Source organism: Corynebacterium sp. NML140438 (assembly GCF_001875725.1).
Taxonomy (GTDB): Bacteria; Actinomycetota; Actinomycetes; order Mycobacteriales; family Mycobacteriaceae; genus Corynebacterium.
In genome coordinates this window covers 1-16,560 of the sequence record NZ_MLCQ01000003.1, presented here as the reverse complement: position 1 = coordinate 16,560, position 16,560 = coordinate 1, and the positions used below count along the sequence as shown (strand labels likewise).

Here is a 16,560-nt window from a genome sequence, read left to right as displayed (position 1 = left end):
CACACAGGTACGGCGAGTATGTTGGAGGACATGAAGACAAACCTCAAGCGCAGCGACGCACAATTTCGCGCACAACTTATCTCAGATGTCCATTACGATATTGCGCTCGATGTCAACGGAGCAGAGCAGTTCACGTCGACGACCAAGGTCACGTTCCGCTCGGGCGCAGGCGAGACGTTCTTCGATCTGGTCGCCGACGAGTTCTCCGCAACGCTCGACGGCCGCCCCGTCGACGGCCGCACCCTCACGCTCACCGAGGGCGAGCACACGTTAGTTGTCGACGCCACCATTACCTACAACCACACCGGAGAAGGCCTGCACAAGTTCGTCGACCCGGTGGACAACAAGGATTACCTCTACACCCAGTTCGAACCCGCGATGGCGATGAAGGTGTTTGCCTGCTTCGACCAGCCAGATATCAAGGCCACGTATAAGATTGCCGTCGACGCGCCAGAGGCCTACACGGTCGTACTCAACGAGGAGGCGACCCGTGAGGGCAACGTGTGGTCCTGCACCATTGATTACCCACTGTCGACGTACCTGGTGGCAATCTGCGCCGGCGAGTACGAGTTCGTCGAAGACGAGTACGTCGACGATCTGAAGCGTATCCCGCTTCGCATCTTTGCCCGCGCCTCACTCATGGAGCACCTCGACGCAGAACGCTTGTTCCGCCAGACGAAAGACGGCTTCGCGTACTACCACAAGAATTTTGCGATTGCGTACCCGTTCGGCAAGTACGACCAGATTTTCTGCCCCGAGTACAACATGGGCGCAATGGAGAACGCCGGCGCGGTGACGTTCCGCGATGAGTACGTCTTTACTTCCGAGCCAACCCCGTATCGCCTCGAGCGCCGCAACGACACGATCCTGCACGAGATGGCGCACATGTGGTTCGGCGACCTCGTCACGATGCAGTGGTGGGACGACTTGTGGCTCAACGAGTCCTTCGCGACCTGGTCCGCAGCCATTGCCCAGACCGAGATCGGCGAGTACCCGAATGCGTGGACGACGTTCGCGGCCGTCGAGAAGGCATGGGCCTACCAGCAAGATCAGCTGCCGACGACCCACCCAATCGCCGCTGACGCCCCGGACATCGAGACCGCCGAGCAGAACTTCGACGGGATCACCTACGCCAAGGGCGCGTCCGTGCTGAAGCAGCTGCAGGCATACGTTGGCCGCGACGAGTTCTTCGCGGGCGTGCGCGATCACTTCAACAACCACAAGTTCAGCAACGCTTCCTTCGACGATCTTCTGGGCGCGTTGGAGAAGTCGTCGGGCCGCGATTTGAGCGAGTGGTCCCAGCAGTGGCTGCGCACCACCGGTGTGTCCACCCTTCGCCCCGAAATCACTGAGGATTCCTTCGCAGTCGTGCAGGAATCCGATGTGCTGCGCACCCACCGGGTCGGCATCGGGCTGTACAAGCTTGACGGCGACAAGGTCGTGCGCACCCACCACGTAAAGGTGGACATCGAGGGGGCTCGCACTGAGGTTCCCGAGCTCGTCGGCATCGACCACGACCTCGCGCTGGTCAACGACGAAGACCTCACGTACTGCAAGATGCGCCTCACGCCGGAACACACTGAGTTCGTGCTGGAGCACATCGGGCAGATCGAGGACCCACTTGCGCGCACCCTGTGCTGGTCATCCCTGTGGGAGGCCGTCCGCGACACGCTGCTGCCAGCGCGCAAGTTTGTGATGGCCGTGGCCAACTTCAGCCGCCTCGAAGACCAACCGAGTGTGCAGGAGCGCCTCCTCGCGCAGGCGACGCTGGCGGTCAAGCAGTACGTGGCATGGTCCTGGCAGCGCACCGGCTTCTACATGCTCAGCGAGGCATTCCGCGGCCAGGAGCCTGCAGGTATCTACCAGCGCGCGCTCGCCCGCCTGCAGCCTTCGAAGCAGAACACGACGTACTTCCACGAACTCCTACAGTCGCTGGATAACCAGGAGATTCGCTGGCTCGTGCTCACGAACCTTGTCGCAGGCGGCGCCATGCTGGCCAAGACCGCCAAGAACGAGGAGGATCCGTCCTCCGAGGGTGCGCTGTCGCGCCTGCGCATCGACGCCGTCACGAACAAACAGTGGGCGTGGGATGAGATCGTCAGCGGTACACGCACAAACCTTGAGGTGCGCTTCCTTATCGACGGCCTCACCTTCACCTCCGAAGGCATGGACGGCTTGGCCGAGCGCTACTTCGAGATCGCGCCAGAGCTGTGGGACAAACTGACCAACGAGATGGCTCAGAACACGCTCGAGGGCCTGTTCCCGCTGTGGGATATTTCGATTGCTACAGTCGAGCGCGCCGAGGCGCTCCTTGCGCGGGAGGACATTCCGGCGGGCCTGCGCCGCATCGTTTCGGAGGGTAAGGCCCGCGTGGAGCGCGCGCTGCGCAACCGTGTTGGTGACGCAGGCGCGGAAGGCGCAGCGAAAACGCTGCGCTAGAGGCTAGAGCTCCTCGACGATGCGGATCTGCGCCGCATCCGTGCGAGCCACGATAGAGGCGAACATGACCAGCGTGTCACCCTCAAAGAGCTTGCGCGTGATGCGGTGCACCGGGGTGTTCGCCGCCAAGGAGAGGCTCTCGCGCTCCTTATCGGTCGGGTTGGCCGGGAACAGGATGTCCTCGCGGCGCAGGTGAGGAGTCACGCCACCCAGGTCGGTACGCTGGCCACGTGCGTAGTCGTCGGAGCTACGGCTGTACTTGGACTCATAACCGGGGCGAACGTACGTGGTTTCAGCGAACACCGGGTTACCGTTGGCAAAGTGAACGAGCTCGCTGGTGAGCAACTTATCGCGGGAGTCTACGCCGAATGCAGAGACGACGATCTGCGGTGCGGGCGCAGCGGTCTCCGAAATCAGTTCGGAAGAGACGTCCAGACCATGCGCGATAAGCTGCTCCGTCAGCGATACCTTGCCCGTCAAGTCGATGATCGGAGGCAGCGCGCGAACGAATGTGCCACCGGTGCGGCCACGCTTACGCTCAATAATTCCTTCGAGCTGCAATAGGTCCAGTGCATGGCGCACGGTCATGCGTGCCACCCCGTACATGTCTACAAGTTCGCGTTCTGGCGGTAGCTTGTCGCCGGGTTCGAGCTCGCGCGATTCGATCTGGCTCCGCAGAGCATCAGCAATCGCTACATACGCTGGCTTTTTCGCCATAAATTCCTCCTCTTTTTGCGGTCGCCCTTAGGTACACCGTCTTCCGCCCAAAATGCCTGGCGCCACACGATAAGGTCCAACACCGAAATCTTAGTTCTTTTTAATATAGTTCATTGGACCATAAAAGTACTTAACAATAAATTTGAGCAGCAAGCGCTGAACTGAACGTGTACACAAATCAACATCTCCTACTTTCAGTTGAACCCCCTCACCGTGCTGAATTCAGGAATCTCCAACCCTAAATACAACATCATCCAAGCTCGGCAAGATACCCCCGTTTGCGGTAAGTAGAGCGACCTGCGAGCTCTCCAAGAGAGCGCGTAGACTCGTGCGCGATGTTTTCTCTCACGCAATTTTCTCTGTCAGCCTCAGCCAGATCCGTAAGCGTTCCCGATGTCGACGAAGCCGTTGACTCCGTCACCTCCTGGTGGAACGACCCCACCACGCGGGACATCTTTGTCACGCGCCCCCTCTGGATCCTCCTCATCCTCATCATCGCGCTCGTGCTGCACCTCGTGGTGCGCAGGATCATCACGAAGGCAGCAAACAATGCCATCAACTCCCCGGGAGGTGCCTTACCTTTGCGCCGCCGCGTCGGCGCTGCAAAGCCAGACACTGCCCACTCCCGCTCCCAGGAACAACGCCGCCAGCAGCGCATCCTCACACTGGCGAATGTGGGGCGCTCTGCGGCAGCCATTGTCATCTGGGTGTGGGCCGTCCTTGCGGTGCTTGACCAGATCGGGGTCAACGTCGCACCGCTCGTGGCCTCTGCCGGCGTTGTGGGCGTCGCCCTCGGCTTCGGTGCGCAGTCCCTTGTGAAGGACTTTCTCAGTGGCATCTTCATGCTGCTGGAAAACCAGTACGGGGTTGGTGACGTGATTGCCGTCAACGATATCGAGGGCACCGTCGAACACGTCACGATGCGCATCACCACCGTGCGAGATATTGACGGCACACTGTGGTACGTCCGAAACGGCGATATTGACTTGCTCGGCAACCAGAGTGACGTCTACTCCGTTGCCCGACTCGAGATCCCGGTTTCCATCCAGGCAGACCCGGAGCAGGCGGCCAGCGTCGTCGAGGCCGCAATGCAGGATGCGGTCACGCGCCCTGAGATCGCAGACAAGCTCGTCGGCGAGGCAACGATGCTTGGCATTTCCAAGTTCGACCCGGAGTGCGCAACGCTGCGCGTGATGGTCAATACGCTGCCCGGTGAGCAGTGGGGCGTCTCCCGTTTTATGACTGCGGTTATCCTCGAGGCGCTCCACACACACGGTGTGCCGCTACCTGGCACGGAGCCGACCTACATCCGACACCTGGACCACACCCCCGGAGGCGAGAACACCGATGCAGATCAGCAATAAGAGTGAAGCGCAACACACGCTCTACGAGGCCGTCGGTGGCGACGAGTTCTTTCACACACTCGTGCACCGCTTCTACGCCCAGGTGAGGGAAGACGACCTCATCGGCCCCATGTACCCCGAGGACGACTGGGAAGGTGCCGAATCGCGCCTGCGCTGGTTCCTCACCCAGTACTGGGGCGGGCCACGCACTTATCAGGAGCGCCGCGGCAACCCGATGCTGCGCCGCCGCCACTTCTCGTTCGCAATCGGGGAGGCTGAGGCGGACCGCTGGCTCGAGCTGATGGGCAAGGCCGTCGCCGAATTTGACGACGCCGCCCTGGCCCAGCCATACCGCGATGCCCTGTGGAATCACATGCAGCGGGTCGCGTACATGATGATCAACCAAGGCCCGCGATCATACGAATAGGCTCAGCGACTTGCTGTGGTAGACGGTGCCGAAGGGGGCGTCGATACGCACCCACCGGCCTGCGCTTGAAATCCGCAGGTAGCGAGGCACCTCGACCGGGGCTTCGAACCCCGGAATGAGCGCGAGCGAGGTGCAGGTAAACACTGCGCGCATGGGGATTTCGAGTTTCGGGCCCCGCTCATCTGCGTCGACGGTGATGACAACGCCGTCCAGTAGTGAGACCGGCGGGCCGAGCGGGCCCGCAAACTGGCGCGCAAGGTTGCGTCCTTCGTCAGCGAGCTGTCGCGCGGTAGCTATCGGTACCTCTTCGCGCAGCGTGAACCCCTCCACGGGCGGCAACGCCCCCGGCCAGTTCTGATCCTGCGACACACCAAGCTCCCCTGGCTCGCCCGGCAGCGTATCGAGTGCCTCGAGCACCCGACGCGCGGGCACCACCGTGCCGTCGCGGGAGACGGTGCCCCGGACCCGGCGCGAGGCGACGCAATCGAACGGGGTGGTGACGAAGACGTCGACGTCGTGCTCCCCGACTCGTTGGAATCGTGCGTAGGCGTCGTCCTGGAGGCCGAGGGCGCGCTGCAGCAGGGCGCGCAGGCCGCGCTCCCCCTGCTGAACGACAAGCGTTTCGGTGGTAGACAACTACGCCTGCCCGATCTCGTCGTCGCCGTCAAGCGTTGTGTAGGCGCGGGCAAGGATGCCGAGCTCCTGCGAGGTGATTGCTCGCGGGCTCGCCGTCCGCTTATCCACGGTGACCTGTACACAATCAATCACGCAACAGACGCTGCCCTGCGCGTCCTTGATTTCCTGACGCGTCGTAAACGACGTGTTGCCGAGGTGGATCACCTGCGTATCTACGGTCACCACCTGTGTGTTCGGCAGCACCGGGCGAACGTAGTCCGCTTCGATGCGCCGAACGAACACTACAAACTCGTGCCCCTGAGTCTCGAAAAACTCCTGGGCAAACGCGAGGCGCGCTTGCTGCGCGATCTCGATGTAGGCCGAGTTTGTCACATGGCCGTACCGGTCAAAATCGTTCCACCGCAGTGAGATGGCGTGCGTGTGAATCCTGCCGCGCACATCCTGTTCCGACATAGCCAATTCCTACCTTTTCCGCTATTAGCGGCTGAGCTTGCGGTGGGTGACGCGCGACGGCTTCGCTGCTTCCTCACCAAGGCGCTCAACCTTGTTCTTCTCGTAGTCGCCGAAGTTACCCTCGAACCAGTACCACTTGCCTTCCTCGACGTTGCCTTCCCAGGCGAGGATGTGGGTACAGGTGCGGTCCAGGAACCAGCGGTCGTGCGAAATCACGACGGCGCAGCCTGGGAACTTCTGCAGCGCGTTTTCCAGCGAGCCGAGGGTTTCGACGTCCAGGTCGTTGGTCGGCTCGTCGAGCAGGATCAGGTTGCCGCCCTGCTTCAGCGTCAGTGCCAGGTTCAGGCGGTTGCGCTCACCACCGGAGAGCACCTTGGACGGCTTCTGCTGGTCAGCACCCTTGAATCCGAACGCGGAGAGGTAGGCGCGCGACGGCATTTCGTTCTGGCCGACCACGATGTAGTCGAGCCCGTCAGACACGACTTCCCACACCGTCTTTTCCGGGTCGATGTTTTCGCGATTCTGGTCGACGTACGACAGCTTCACGGTGTCACCGACCACGACGGTGCCAGCGTCTGGCTCTTCCAGCCCAACGATGGTCTTGAACAGGGTGGACTTACCCACACCATTCGGGCCGATGACGCCCACGATGCCGTTGCGCGGCAGCGTGAAGGACAGGTCCTTGATCAGGACGCGGCCGTCGAAGCCCTTGTCCAGGTGCTCGACCTCGACCACCTTATTGCCCAGGCGTGGAGGTGTCGGGATCTGGATTTCTTCGAAGTCCAGCTTCTTGTACTGCTCTGCCTCGGCAGCCATTTCTTCGTAGCGCTCCAGACGCGCCTTGTTCTTTGCCTGGCGTGCCTTCGGCGAGGAACGCACCCACTCGAGCTCGTTCTTCAGGCGCTTCTGCAGCTTCTGGTCCTTCTTGCCAGCAACCTCGAGGCGCTCGGCCTTCTTCTCCAGGTAGGTGGAGTAGTTGCCCTCGTATGGGTAGAGCTTGCCTCGGTCGACCTCACAGATCCACTCGGCAACGTTGTCCAGGAAGTAGCGGTCGTGGGTAATTGCCAGGACGGCGCCCGGGTAGTTCTGCAGGTGCTTCTCCAGCCACAGAACGGACTCGGCGTCGAGGTGGTTCGTCGGCTCGTCGAGCAGCAGCAGGTCCGGCTCGGACAGCAGCAGCTTCGCCAGCGCGACGCGACGACGCTCACCACCGGAAAGCTTGGTCACCGGGCTGTCGGATGGTGGGCAGCGCAGCGCTTCCATCGCCTGCTCAATCTTGGAGTCGACCTCCCAGGCGTCGGCGGCGTCGAGCTCCTCCTGGAGCTTGCCCATTTCTTCCATGAGCTCGTCGGTGTAGTTCGTCGCCATCTCTTCGGCGATTTCTTCGAAGCGCTGCTTCTTCTCGAAGATGTCGCCGAGGCCCTCTTCGACGTTCTCGCGAACAGTCTTCTCCTCGTTCAGCGGCGGCTCCTGCAGGAGGATGCCAACCGTTGCGCCAGGATCCAGGAATGCTTCGCCGTTGTTTGGCTGGTCAATCCCCGCCATGATCTTGAGCAGCGAGGACTTACCCGCGCCGTTTGGCCCAACGACACCAATCTTGGCGCCGGGATAAAAGGCCATGGTGACATTGTCCAAAATGACTTTGTCACCGATGGCCCTGCGAACGTTTTTCATCGTGTAGATGAACTCAGCCACGTAAAAACCCCTTTAACTGAAGCGGACATACATCGTTTCACAGGGTACATCAGCGAAAGGCGAACGTGCGCTTCCCGGCGCCAAGCGGTGGCACCATCGGAGCGCTAAAAGGGGGCGGGTCCGCCGTCACTTTCAGCGCTGCCAACGCCCGCACCTACCGCAACGGGCTCGAGCTCAGGCGACTGCGGTTGTGGGTCGGTGGCTGACCCAGAGTCCGATGACGACGCCGACGCCTGCATCTTCATTTGCTCGAAGTAGAACTCGCGCTCCTCCTCCGTCATGAAGTCGACCGCCGTCTTGATCTTTACCGCAGGCTGGCCCTCGAGCGTGTGGCCGGTCTCGGTGATCTTCCAGGAGGAAATCTGGTGCATGCCGAGCTCAAACGCGACCTTATCCGCCTTCAGTACAGTGCGGTACCTGTTAAGTTTCTCCCCCGCGTCGTTGGTTTCCACCCAGGTCTCCGTAACCAACCGGCCGGAAACCATCACCGGCGCACCGCGGAACAGCGAGGTGCGCGCGTTGATGGCGAGCTGGTTCCAACACTCGACGTCGATGTAGAGCTGGTCCGTGTCCTCCCAAATGTCACGGCCCTGATTGTCCTGCTCGCCCGTGCGCCGCCTGCGGGATGACGCGATGCGCATCTTGCACACCGAGTTTCCCGACGCCGGGAACCACTTAAAGTACGGTGATGCCGTCAAGTTTCCGCATACGGTGACGTTCATCTGGCTCATTGTTGTGTCCTTTCAAATGTTTGCTGAACTGGTACAACTTGGAGCTTTCCAGTGCAGAAACGGAAAAGAAAGGGTGCGGTCCCGCAGCCTGTGGATTGATTTTTGGAATTCCACAGTTCTCAACAGATCTTCGGCTAGCCCTTGTGCTGCGGGGTATCCGACGTGTACTGTGCGAGCATTTCGTTGTAGGCGCGCCACTCGGCGTCGTCAGTCTCGTCCGCGATGCGGTCGACCTCTGCGGTTTCTTCGCGATCCTCGCGCCACCATAGGATGAACAGCACACCGAACACGATGACCAGCGGGAACGAACCTGACGCCCACGCGATACCGCCGCCCACCTTTTGGTCCGCGAGCAGATCCGGGTCCCACGGCAGGAGCAGCGAACGGTAGAACTCTTCGCCCATCACGGTGTTGAGCTGCATGAGGTACACGCCCATGAACAGGTGCACCGGCATGGAGATCCACAGCCACAGCAGGCGCGTCTTCGCCGTCACGCGCCCCTCGATATAGTCCGGGCCGATGAGCTCCCAGAAGTAGAAGTAGCCCGACACCAGGAACACCGCGTTCATGATGACGTGGCCCGCGTGCTCCGAAATCATCAGCTCGTAGAGATCAGTGAACACGTACATGACGTAGAAGAACACTAGGAACTGCACCGCGGACACCGGCGGGTACGTCACGATACGCAGGAACTTACTGCGCTGGAAGGACTCAGCCCACAGCCGGGGGTTGAACTCCCCGGACGGGTAGGCGTCGATAATGAGCGAAAGTGGCGCGCCCAACACGAGAAACACCGGCACACCCATCGACAGAATCATGTGGACCGTCATGTGCGCCGAGTAGGACGCCGGCATGTGCAGCCCAATGCCGGAGCACATCGTGACTACGACAGTCGCGCAACCCAGCAGCCACCACGCCGTGCGCCCCTTGGACCACCCGCTCACCCGGCGCGTCAGGTGCAGGTAGTAGACCGCCAGCAGGATCGCGATCACGCTGTAGAGCAGCTCGAAGCGCCACAGCCCCACCCAGTTCGACCAGGTCAGTGGGTCCTCGAGGTTGTAGCCCATCTGGATCTGCATCGGGGTGAGGTTCGGGTCCCGCGGTGGTGGCGGCGGAGTGCGCCCGAGCGTCACCGCAAGGCCAGTCACAGCAGCCATCACCAGCACTTCCACCGCGCCGAGCCGCACGAACGCCCTGCGTTGCGACGGCCCCTCCGCCTCAAGCGCCGGAATCGTCCGCTCGCGGTGCGCATACCCCATAAAGCCAAGCACCAGGATGCCGACCAGCTTGCCCACCAGCACCCAGCCGTAGGCGTAGCGAGTGATGTCGTCCAAGTGCACGCGGATCGCACCATTAATCACGCCCGACACGGCCATCGCCACGAACGCGAACAGCGCGATGCGCGAGTATCTGCGCACTGCCGGGGCTAAGTTCGGCCCCAACCTGAAACCGTGCGCCACCAGCGCCATCAGAGCGCCAACCCACACCAGCAGGAACACCAGGTGCCAGATGAAGGAGTTCGTACCGAAGTCGTGATCTCCACCGGTCGCCGAGTGGCCAGTCAGCGCCAGCGGCATAATCGCAAGCAGCGACCCGATGAACAACGCCACCTGCGACCACCAGCAGGACACCCGATACCCCGCCACGGACACACACGCCGCAATCGCAGCGACAATCAGCCAGACGCGGGCGTCAGCAACCTTGTCCAGCGCCAAGGCCCAGGCGTCGACCTCAAACATCACGGTGCTCAGCGGCTGGCCCGAGACGTCGGAAAGCACCAGCGGCACCATCACCACACCGATCAGCGCCAACCCCGCCGACGACGCCGCCCCCGTCCGCGACGCAATCACCCCGTCGACGGTCAGGCGCGCGCCGTTGAGGTCAGGGCCCGTCTGCTTCGGCGGCAGCAACCACGCAGAGAAGAGAAAGGACCCAGCTGCCAGCGCGGCCAGCACCCATGCCGCGCCGCGTAGGGCCGGCAGGCCGAACGTCGTCAACGCCCCCGGATCCGGGATCCCCAACGCCGCGAGCGAGGCTCCCGCGAACATCTCCGAAATCACCCCAGCGATGAGCGCCGCGACGAGTGCCGCCGCAAGATACAGTGGAAACGCCGCTTTCACCGCCGACTTTGAGGCAACCTGCGCATTTGACATGCTCACTACCCTACGTTTGCAATCTGCATGTTCCCAAGTTTTTCGACGCCCACTTCTCCGCCGCGCTCATGGTTCTCCCTTTCGCTTGGGCGTAGCCAAGATACTGTCACACTGCCGAGGGCAACACCCCTAGGCGCTACGCTGTAGTGCATGGACACACGTGATCGGGATGCGCTGACGGCTGCCAAGTTGTATTACCGCTCGGATCTGAGTCAGGCGGAGGTCGCTGCAGAGATGGGTTGCTCCCGTCCTACGGTGGCGAAGCTTCTGCAGCACGCGAAGGACCGCGGCTACGTCACCATCGAAGTACACGACCCACAAGAGGCAGACGAGATCCTGATCGAGGATCTCACTTCCCGGTACGCGCTGGAGGGTGTGCGGATTGTGCACCCGGCGAACACTTCCTCTGAGATTATGGACGACCTTGGGGTGGCTGGTGCGCGCTACCTGGAGTCGATGCCGCTGGATGGCCTTTCGGTGGGTGTGTCCTGGGGGAAGACGCTGCTCAACATTGCGCGGAACCTGCGGCCGACGAACATGCGGGCCCGCCAGATCGTGCAGTTGAAAGGTGGGTCGTCGCGCTCCAACCTGGCGACGAACGACTTTGAGACGATCACCGGTTTCTGCACCGCTTTGAACGCGCCCGCGTTGACGCTCCCACTACCTGTCATTTTTGAGCGGGTGGAGACTAAGGAGATCGTGGAGCAGGATTCCCATATCGCGGACGTGCTGCAGCAGGGGCGGGAGACGGACGTGGCGGTGTTCACGGTGGGCTCCGTGCGGAAGCAGAGCCTCCTGATGAATTTGGGGTACCTCTCTGAGGAGATGTCACGGGAGCTGCTCGGCGTTGCGGTGGGTGACGCTTGTTCGCGGTTCTACACGCGGGAGGGGGATGTGGCGTCGAAACGAATTGATGATCTGACGGTGGGCATTGAGCTCGACGAGCTGCGGGCAAGGCCGCGTCGAGTGCTGGTAGCTGGGGGTTTATACAAGGCCGAAGCGATCGAGACGGCACTGTGGATGGGGCTGGCAAGTGATCTGGTGATTGATCAGCCGACGGCGGTTCGGGTACTGGAGATCGCGAAGACCCGCTAATTGACGCCCCTTCTCCCCCATCCGGGGTGGATTACACCCCCAATCAGAACATTTGCAAACTCCGCTATTGCCATATGTTCCTAACGGTCTTAGAGTGGACAACGAAAGGTCAACCAGCTACCAAAAAAAGGAGTTGCACATGTCCACCCCGACCGTCTCCACACCGCACATCGTCCCAACCGGACCTATCGCCGAAACCGTCCTCATGCCGGGCGACCCACTGCGCGCGAAGTTCATCGCAGAGACCTACCTGGAAAACCCAGTCCAGTTCAACGCTGTGCGCAACATGCTCGGCTACACCGGCACCTACCAAGGCCACGAAGTTTCCGTGATGGGCTCCGGCATGGGCATTCCATCCATCAGCCTTTACGCCTACGAGCTCATTCACTTCTTCGGCGCGAAGAAGCTCATCCGCGTCGGTTCCTGCGCATGCTTCCAGCCGGACATGAAGCTTTTCGACATCATCGTCGCCTCCTCCGCATCCACGGACTCGCACTTCATCGAGCAGTACGACCTGCCTGGCACCTACGCCCCAACCGCGTCCTGGAAGCTCCTCGAGGCAACCTACAAGGAGTCGCAGAAGCAGGGCGTCGACATCCATGTGGGCAACATCTTGTCCTCCGACGTCTTCTACAACTTCAAGGACGACATCAACGACCGCTGGGCCAAGATGGGCGTGCTCGGCGTCGAGATGGAATCCGCCGGCCTCTACGCCGTCGCCGCCGAGGCAGGCGTTGACGCGATGGGCATCTTCACCGTGTCCGACGTCATCGGCTCCGGCGAGAAGGCCACCGCCGAGCAGCGCCAGAGCGCGTTTACCCAGATGATGGAGCTGGCGCTTCCACTGGCCGCCGTCTAACCCCAACCCGTCCCCACACGTTTGAAGGAACTCACCATGACATCTCAAACAGTTCAAAAGGCGCTCAGCCCGAAGCGGGCCGTGCCGATCATCCTGTTTACCTTCGTGTTCTCGCTGATCATCGATAACGGTTTCAAGTTCATGACCGACTCGATGGGTGAGGCGCTCAACCTTTCCCTCAATGAGGTCAGCTTGCAGGCCTCGCTCGCGGGCGTGATCATCGGCATCGGCGCGGTGGTGTACGCGGCATTGGCTGACGTGGTGAGTATCCGCAAGCTACTGATGGTCGGTATCACGCTGACGCTGGTCGGCTCGGTCATCGGCTACCTGGGTCAGAACGTGTGGGGGCTGGTCCTGGCCGGCCGCGTGGTGCAGACCACCGGCCTCGCTGCGGCGGAGACGCTCTACGTCATCTACGTGACCAAACACCTCAGCGAGAAGGATCAGAAGACCTACCTGGGCTTTTCCACGTCTGCTTTCCAGGGCGCGACGCTCTTCGGCGCGCTGACCTCGGGCTACATCGCCACCCATATCTCGTGGACCGCGATGTTCCTCATCCCGCTCATCCTGATCTTCGCCGTCCCCGTCATCATGAAGACGGTCCCGGAGGAGGCCTCCCTGGAGTCGGGCCATGTCGACTGGCTGGGCTTGTTCCTCATCGCCGTGCTCGCGACCAGCGCCATCATGTTCATGCAGGCCTTCCAGGTACTGTGGCTCATCCCGCTGGTTCTCGCGCTGGTCGCATTCATCGCCCACGTGAAGAAGGGCAAGCGCCCGCTGGTCAACCCGGAGTTCTTCCAGAACCGCGCCTACGTCACCGCCATCGTGCTCGTCGCGATTGTCTACTCGGTGCAGCTCGGCTACCTGGTGCTCTTCCCCGCAATGGCGAAGGCCGTCCACGGGCTCAGCGCTGACGACGCCTCCCTGCTGCTCATCCCGGGCTACACCGGCGCCGTCATCGTCGGCGCGCTCTCAGGCAAGATCGGCAAGTTCTTGCCGACGCGCCCCGCGATCTTCACCGCACTCGCCTCCATCACCATCGCGTTGCTGCTCCTCGCAGTCGGGATGGAAGCCAGCCCGTGGGTCTTCATGCTTTCCTCCCTGCTCTTCGCCTGCGGTTTCGCCCTGCTGTACGCGCCACTGGTCGCGACGGCAATCGGCAATATCCCCGCTGCGAAGTCGGGTATCGCAATCGGTTTCTACAACCTCACAATCAACGTCGCCGTCCCGCTCGGCATCGCGTACAGCGCGAAGCTGGTGGATCTCGGCCTTGGGGTGCCAGGCTTCCTGCCACAAAACTCGGGCAGCTACCCCACCGTCATGCTCATCCTGGCCATCATCGCAGTCGCCGGCACCGCGCTCTATGCAGCGCTCACTGCGCGCATGAAGCAACCGGCTTAACCTGCACACTTTCTACAACTCAAGGAGTTTTTCAACATGCTTACTCGCCAAAATGTCGCCCAGATGATCGACCACACGCTGCTCAAGCCGGAGGCCACCCACGAGGACGTCGCCAAGCTTATCGACGAAGCTTCGCACCTCGGCACGTACTCCGTCTGCGTCTCCCCATCCATGCTGCCCATCGAGACCCCAGCTGACCTGAAGGTCGCAGTGGTGTGCGGATTCCCGTCCGGCGCAGTCCCAACCGCGGCAAAGGCAGCCGACGCCGCGCACAGCGTCGCAAATGGCGCGAATGAAGTAGATATGGTCATCGACCTGGGTGCCGCCAAGGAAGGCAAGTGGGACGTCGTACGCGACGACATCGCCGCAGTAAAGAAGGCGTGCGGCGACAAGCTGCTCAAGGTCATCATCGAGTCCGCCGTCCTCACCGACGACGAGATCGTCGCAGCGTGCAAGGCTTCCATGGAGGCCGGTGCCGACTTCGTGAAGACCTCGACGGGCTTCCACCCAGCTGGTGGCGCTTCCGCGCACGCTGTAAAGCTGATGCGCGAAACCGTCGGCGACAAGCTCGGTGTGAAGGCTTCCGGTGGCATCCGCGACGCCGCCACCGCGAAGGAAATGATTGAGGCTGGCGCGTCCCGCCTGGGCCTGTCCAGCTCCGCAGCGGTGCTGGAGGGGTGGAACTAACAATGGCTACTGATCTTCGTGCACAGGCCGAGGCTTGGATCGTGCAAGATCCCGATCCCGCCACCCGCGAGGCGTTAACCGCCGTCCTCGACGACGAGGCCGAGCTTGCAAAAGCCTTCGCAGGCCCGCTCCAGTTCGGCACCGCCGGGCTGCGCGGCGAGATCGGCTTCGGCGAGTCCCGCATGAACCAGGCCGTGGTCATGCGCGCCACCGCCGGGCTCATGGAATGGCTCAAGCAGCAGGTAGACACCCCTCGCGTGGTCATTGGGTGCGACGCCCGCCACGGCTCCGCCAAGTTCGCGCAGGCCGCAGCTGAGGTCGTCGCCGGCGCGGGTGGGCACGCGATGCTGTTGCCGCTGGCCCAGCCGACCCCGCTGACCTCTTTCAGCGTGCGCGCACTCAACGCCGACGCCGGCATCATGGTCACCGCCTCCCACAACCCGAAGTGGGACAACGGCTACAAGGTCTACCTCGGCGGGCGCGTCGTCGACGCAGACAACGCCGCCGGCTGCCAGATCATCTCACCTGCCGACGCCGAGATCGCCGCCTGCATCGCCGCCGCACCTGGCGCGACGGACCTCCCGCTCGACACAAACATCGAGCAGGTGGACACCCGCGAGGACTACGTCGCCGCCACCAGCGCGCTTAGCGACCTCGACGGCACCCCACCGATCACGATCGTGCTCACACCAATGCACGGCGTCGGTGGCGAACTCGCACGCACCACCCTGGAGGCTGCGGGCTTTGGGGACGTAGTGGGCGTCGAGAAGCAGTGGAAGCCTGATCCTGACTTCCCCACCGTTGCCTTCCCCAACCCGGAGGAGGACGGTGCCCTCGACCTCGCAGTCGAGAAGGCGAACGAGGTCAACGCGGACGTCATCATCGCCCTCGACCCCGACGCCGACCGCTGCGCAGTCGCCGTCCCGGCGCGCACCACCCCAAGCGCGGGCACCCCGCTGGGCAACGGCTGGGTGAAACTCTCCGGCGACGAGACCGGAGCACTGATCGGCGAGTACATGGCGTCGCGCGCGCAGGGCGGTTCGACGGCGTGCTCGATTGTTTCGGGCAGGCTGCTCGGCAAAATCGCGGCAGCGCACGGGCTCGAGCACGCAACGACGCTCACCGGGTTCAAGTGGATCGGACGCACCCCGCAGCTTGTGTTCGGCTACGAAGAGGCGATCGGCTACTGCGTCGACCCGGCGCACGCCCGCGACAAGGACGGCATGTCCGCCGCGGTGATTGTCGGCTCGATCGTAGCGCAGCTCAAGGCCCGCAACATGAGTGTGCTCGAGCAGTTCGACGCCCTGGCCAACAAGTACGGCCTGTACCGTACCCAGCCGCTGACCTTCCGCGTCGAAGACCTCTCCATCATCAGCGACGCCATGGAGCGCCTCCGCGCGCACACACCGACCGAGCTCGCTGGCTCAGAGGTGGTCGAGTACGTCGACCTGAGCAACGGCTATGGCGCCACCCCAGGCACCAACGGCATCCTGATCCGCACCGCGGACAACGACCGCGTTGTCATCCGCCCGAGCGGCACCGAGCCGAAGCTGAAGTGCTACCTCGAGGTGGTCCTGCCAGTCGAAACGGGAGAGGCGCCTGACTGGGCCGCCGCCGATGCCCGCCTGGCCACCATCAGCGACGCCACCCGCGCGCTGTGCGGAATCTAACTGCGCTATACTATCGAAGGCTTGGGCGCCGATTTGTCGACGCCCAGCTCAGCCTCCATAGCTCAGTGGATTAGAGCAACCGGCTTCTACCCGGTGTGTCGCGGGTTCGAATCCTGCTGGGGGCGCAATTGTCCTCAGTCGCGACATAGTTGACAACTCAGTCGCGACATGGTGGACAAACCGGTGCCTTGGTTTTTATTTTTCCGAGGCACCGGTTTTGTGTTTAGGCCAGTGGAGGTTGGCCTTTTCGCCAG

General features: G+C 62.3%; 14 protein-coding genes and 1 tRNA gene. 9 read left to right on the top strand and 6 right to left on the bottom strand.

Annotated elements, in window-relative coordinates; translation table 11 throughout:
* Nucleotides 1–30 precede the first annotated feature (30 nt).
* Nucleotides 31–2,439, top strand: a complete 2,409-nt coding sequence (gene pepN, locus BJP08_RS00330; protein WP_071567745.1) for an aminopeptidase N — start codon at nucleotides 31–33, stop codon at nucleotides 2,437–2,439.
* A gap of 3 nt (nucleotides 2,440–2,442) precedes the next feature.
* Here the strand turns inward: pepN and BJP08_RS11535 are convergent, their stop codons facing one another.
* Nucleotides 2,443–3,156 (bottom strand): GntR family transcriptional regulator, encoded by a 714-nt coding sequence (locus BJP08_RS11535; protein ID WP_071567646.1) that lies wholly within the window; start codon nucleotides 3,154–3,156, stop codon nucleotides 2,443–2,445.
* Between the two features lie 335 nt (nucleotides 3,157–3,491).
* Between BJP08_RS11535 and BJP08_RS00320 the strand changes: the two genes are divergently transcribed.
* Together BJP08_RS00320 and BJP08_RS00315 are read left to right on the top strand one after the other, a co-directional pair.
* Nucleotides 3,492–4,520, top strand: coding sequence for a mechanosensitive ion channel family protein (locus BJP08_RS00320; protein ID WP_071567645.1), 1,029 nt, complete (start codon nucleotides 3,492–3,494; stop codon nucleotides 4,518–4,520).
* Complete coding sequence (locus BJP08_RS00315) at nucleotides 4,504–4,926, top strand: globin (protein ID WP_071567644.1); 423 nt, start codon at nucleotides 4,504–4,506, stop codon at nucleotides 4,924–4,926. The genes BJP08_RS00320 and BJP08_RS00315 overlap by 17 nt, the downstream gene beginning before the upstream one ends.
* Here the strand turns inward: BJP08_RS00315 and BJP08_RS00310 are convergent.
* The 5 genes from BJP08_RS00310 to BJP08_RS00290 form a co-directional block, all read right to left on the bottom strand.
* Nucleotides 4,915–5,562 carry a hypothetical protein gene (locus BJP08_RS00310; RefSeq protein ID WP_071567643.1) on the bottom strand — a complete coding sequence of 216 codons (648 nt, stop codon included), beginning with the start codon at nucleotides 5,560–5,562 and terminating at the stop codon, nucleotides 4,915–4,917. The genes BJP08_RS00315 and BJP08_RS00310 overlap by 12 nt on opposite strands.
* Entirely contained in the window at nucleotides 5,563–6,015 is a 453-nt protein-coding gene (locus BJP08_RS00305) for a thioesterase family protein (RefSeq protein ID WP_071567642.1), read from the bottom strand.
* A 24-nt stretch (nucleotides 6,016–6,039) separates the two neighbouring features.
* On the bottom strand, nucleotides 6,040–7,710 hold the full coding sequence (gene ettA / locus BJP08_RS00300) for an energy-dependent translational throttle protein EttA (RefSeq protein ID WP_071567641.1): 1,671 nt from the start codon (nucleotides 7,708–7,710) through the stop codon (nucleotides 6,040–6,042).
* Between the two features lie 104 nt (nucleotides 7,711–7,814).
* The gene (locus BJP08_RS00295) at nucleotides 7,815–8,441 is read right to left on the bottom strand and encodes a single-stranded DNA-binding protein (RefSeq protein ID WP_083428318.1); all 627 of its coding nucleotides are present in this window, start codon (nucleotides 8,439–8,441) and stop codon (nucleotides 7,815–7,817) included.
* 134 nt (nucleotides 8,442–8,575) lie between these two features.
* On the bottom strand, nucleotides 8,576–10,594 hold the full coding sequence (locus tag BJP08_RS00290) for a cytochrome c oxidase assembly protein (protein ID WP_071567639.1): 2,019 nt from the start codon (nucleotides 10,592–10,594) through the stop codon (nucleotides 8,576–8,578).
* 150 nt (nucleotides 10,595–10,744) lie between these two features.
* On the opposite strand from BJP08_RS00290, the gene BJP08_RS00285 reads away from it, so the two are divergent.
* From BJP08_RS00285 to BJP08_RS00260, 6 genes are all read left to right on the top strand, one after another.
* Complete coding sequence (locus BJP08_RS00285) at nucleotides 10,745–11,689, top strand: sugar-binding transcriptional regulator (RefSeq protein WP_071567638.1); 945 nt, start codon at nucleotides 10,745–10,747, stop codon at nucleotides 11,687–11,689.
* A gap of 139 nt (nucleotides 11,690–11,828) precedes the next feature.
* Nucleotides 11,829–12,548: a purine-nucleoside phosphorylase gene (deoD, locus tag BJP08_RS00280; RefSeq protein WP_071567637.1), complete on the top strand. Its 720-nt coding sequence runs from the start codon at nucleotides 11,829–11,831 to the stop codon at nucleotides 12,546–12,548.
* Nucleotides 12,549–12,584: 36 nt separating this feature from the next.
* Entirely contained in the window at nucleotides 12,585–13,949 is a 1,365-nt protein-coding gene (locus BJP08_RS00275; protein WP_071567636.1) for an MFS transporter, read from the top strand.
* Nucleotides 13,950–13,985: 36 nt separating this feature from the next.
* Nucleotides 13,986–14,636 carry a deoxyribose-phosphate aldolase gene (gene deoC / locus BJP08_RS00270; RefSeq protein WP_071567635.1) on the top strand — a complete coding sequence of 217 codons (651 nt, stop codon included), beginning with the start codon at nucleotides 13,986–13,988 and terminating at the stop codon, nucleotides 14,634–14,636.
* A 2-nt stretch (nucleotides 14,637–14,638) separates the two neighbouring features.
* Nucleotides 14,639–16,306 (top strand): phospho-sugar mutase, encoded by a 1,668-nt coding sequence (locus BJP08_RS00265; RefSeq protein ID WP_071567634.1) that lies wholly within the window; start codon nucleotides 14,639–14,641, stop codon nucleotides 16,304–16,306.
* 51 nt (nucleotides 16,307–16,357) lie between these two features.
* A tRNA-Arg gene (locus BJP08_RS00260) sits at nucleotides 16,358–16,431 on the top strand.
* Nucleotides 16,432–16,560: the final 129 nt, after the last annotated feature.

Coding starts and splice junctions, on each gene's coding strand:
- deoC (WP_071567635.1), top strand. CDS start 13,986: ATGCTTACTCGCCAAAATGTCGCCCAGATGATCGACCACACGCTGCTC.
- BJP08_RS00275 (WP_071567636.1), top strand. CDS start 12,585: ATGACATCTCAAACAGTTCAAAAGGCGCTCAGCCCGAAGCGGGCCGTG.
- BJP08_RS11535 (WP_071567646.1), bottom strand. CDS start 3,156: ATGGCGAAAAAGCCAGCGTATGTAGCGATTGCTGATGCTCTGCGGAGC.
- pepN (WP_071567745.1), top strand. CDS start 31: ATGAAGACAAACCTCAAGCGCAGCGACGCACAATTTCGCGCACAACTT.
- BJP08_RS00315 (WP_071567644.1), top strand. CDS start 4,504: ATGCAGATCAGCAATAAGAGTGAAGCGCAACACACGCTCTACGAGGCC.
- BJP08_RS00295 (WP_083428318.1), bottom strand. CDS start 8,441: ATGAGCCAGATGAACGTCACCGTATGCGGAAACTTGACGGCATCACCG.
- deoD (WP_071567637.1), top strand. CDS start 11,829: ATGTCCACCCCGACCGTCTCCACACCGCACATCGTCCCAACCGGACCT.
- BJP08_RS00320 (WP_071567645.1), top strand. CDS start 3,492: ATGTTTTCTCTCACGCAATTTTCTCTGTCAGCCTCAGCCAGATCCGTA.
- BJP08_RS00265 (WP_071567634.1), top strand. CDS start 14,639: ATGGCTACTGATCTTCGTGCACAGGCCGAGGCTTGGATCGTGCAAGAT.
- BJP08_RS00285 (WP_071567638.1), top strand. CDS start 10,745: ATGGACACACGTGATCGGGATGCGCTGACGGCTGCCAAGTTGTATTAC.
- BJP08_RS00290 (WP_071567639.1), bottom strand. CDS start 10,594: ATGTCAAATGCGCAGGTTGCCTCAAAGTCGGCGGTGAAAGCGGCGTTT.
- BJP08_RS00305 (WP_071567642.1), bottom strand. CDS start 6,015: ATGTCGGAACAGGATGTGCGCGGCAGGATTCACACGCACGCCATCTCA.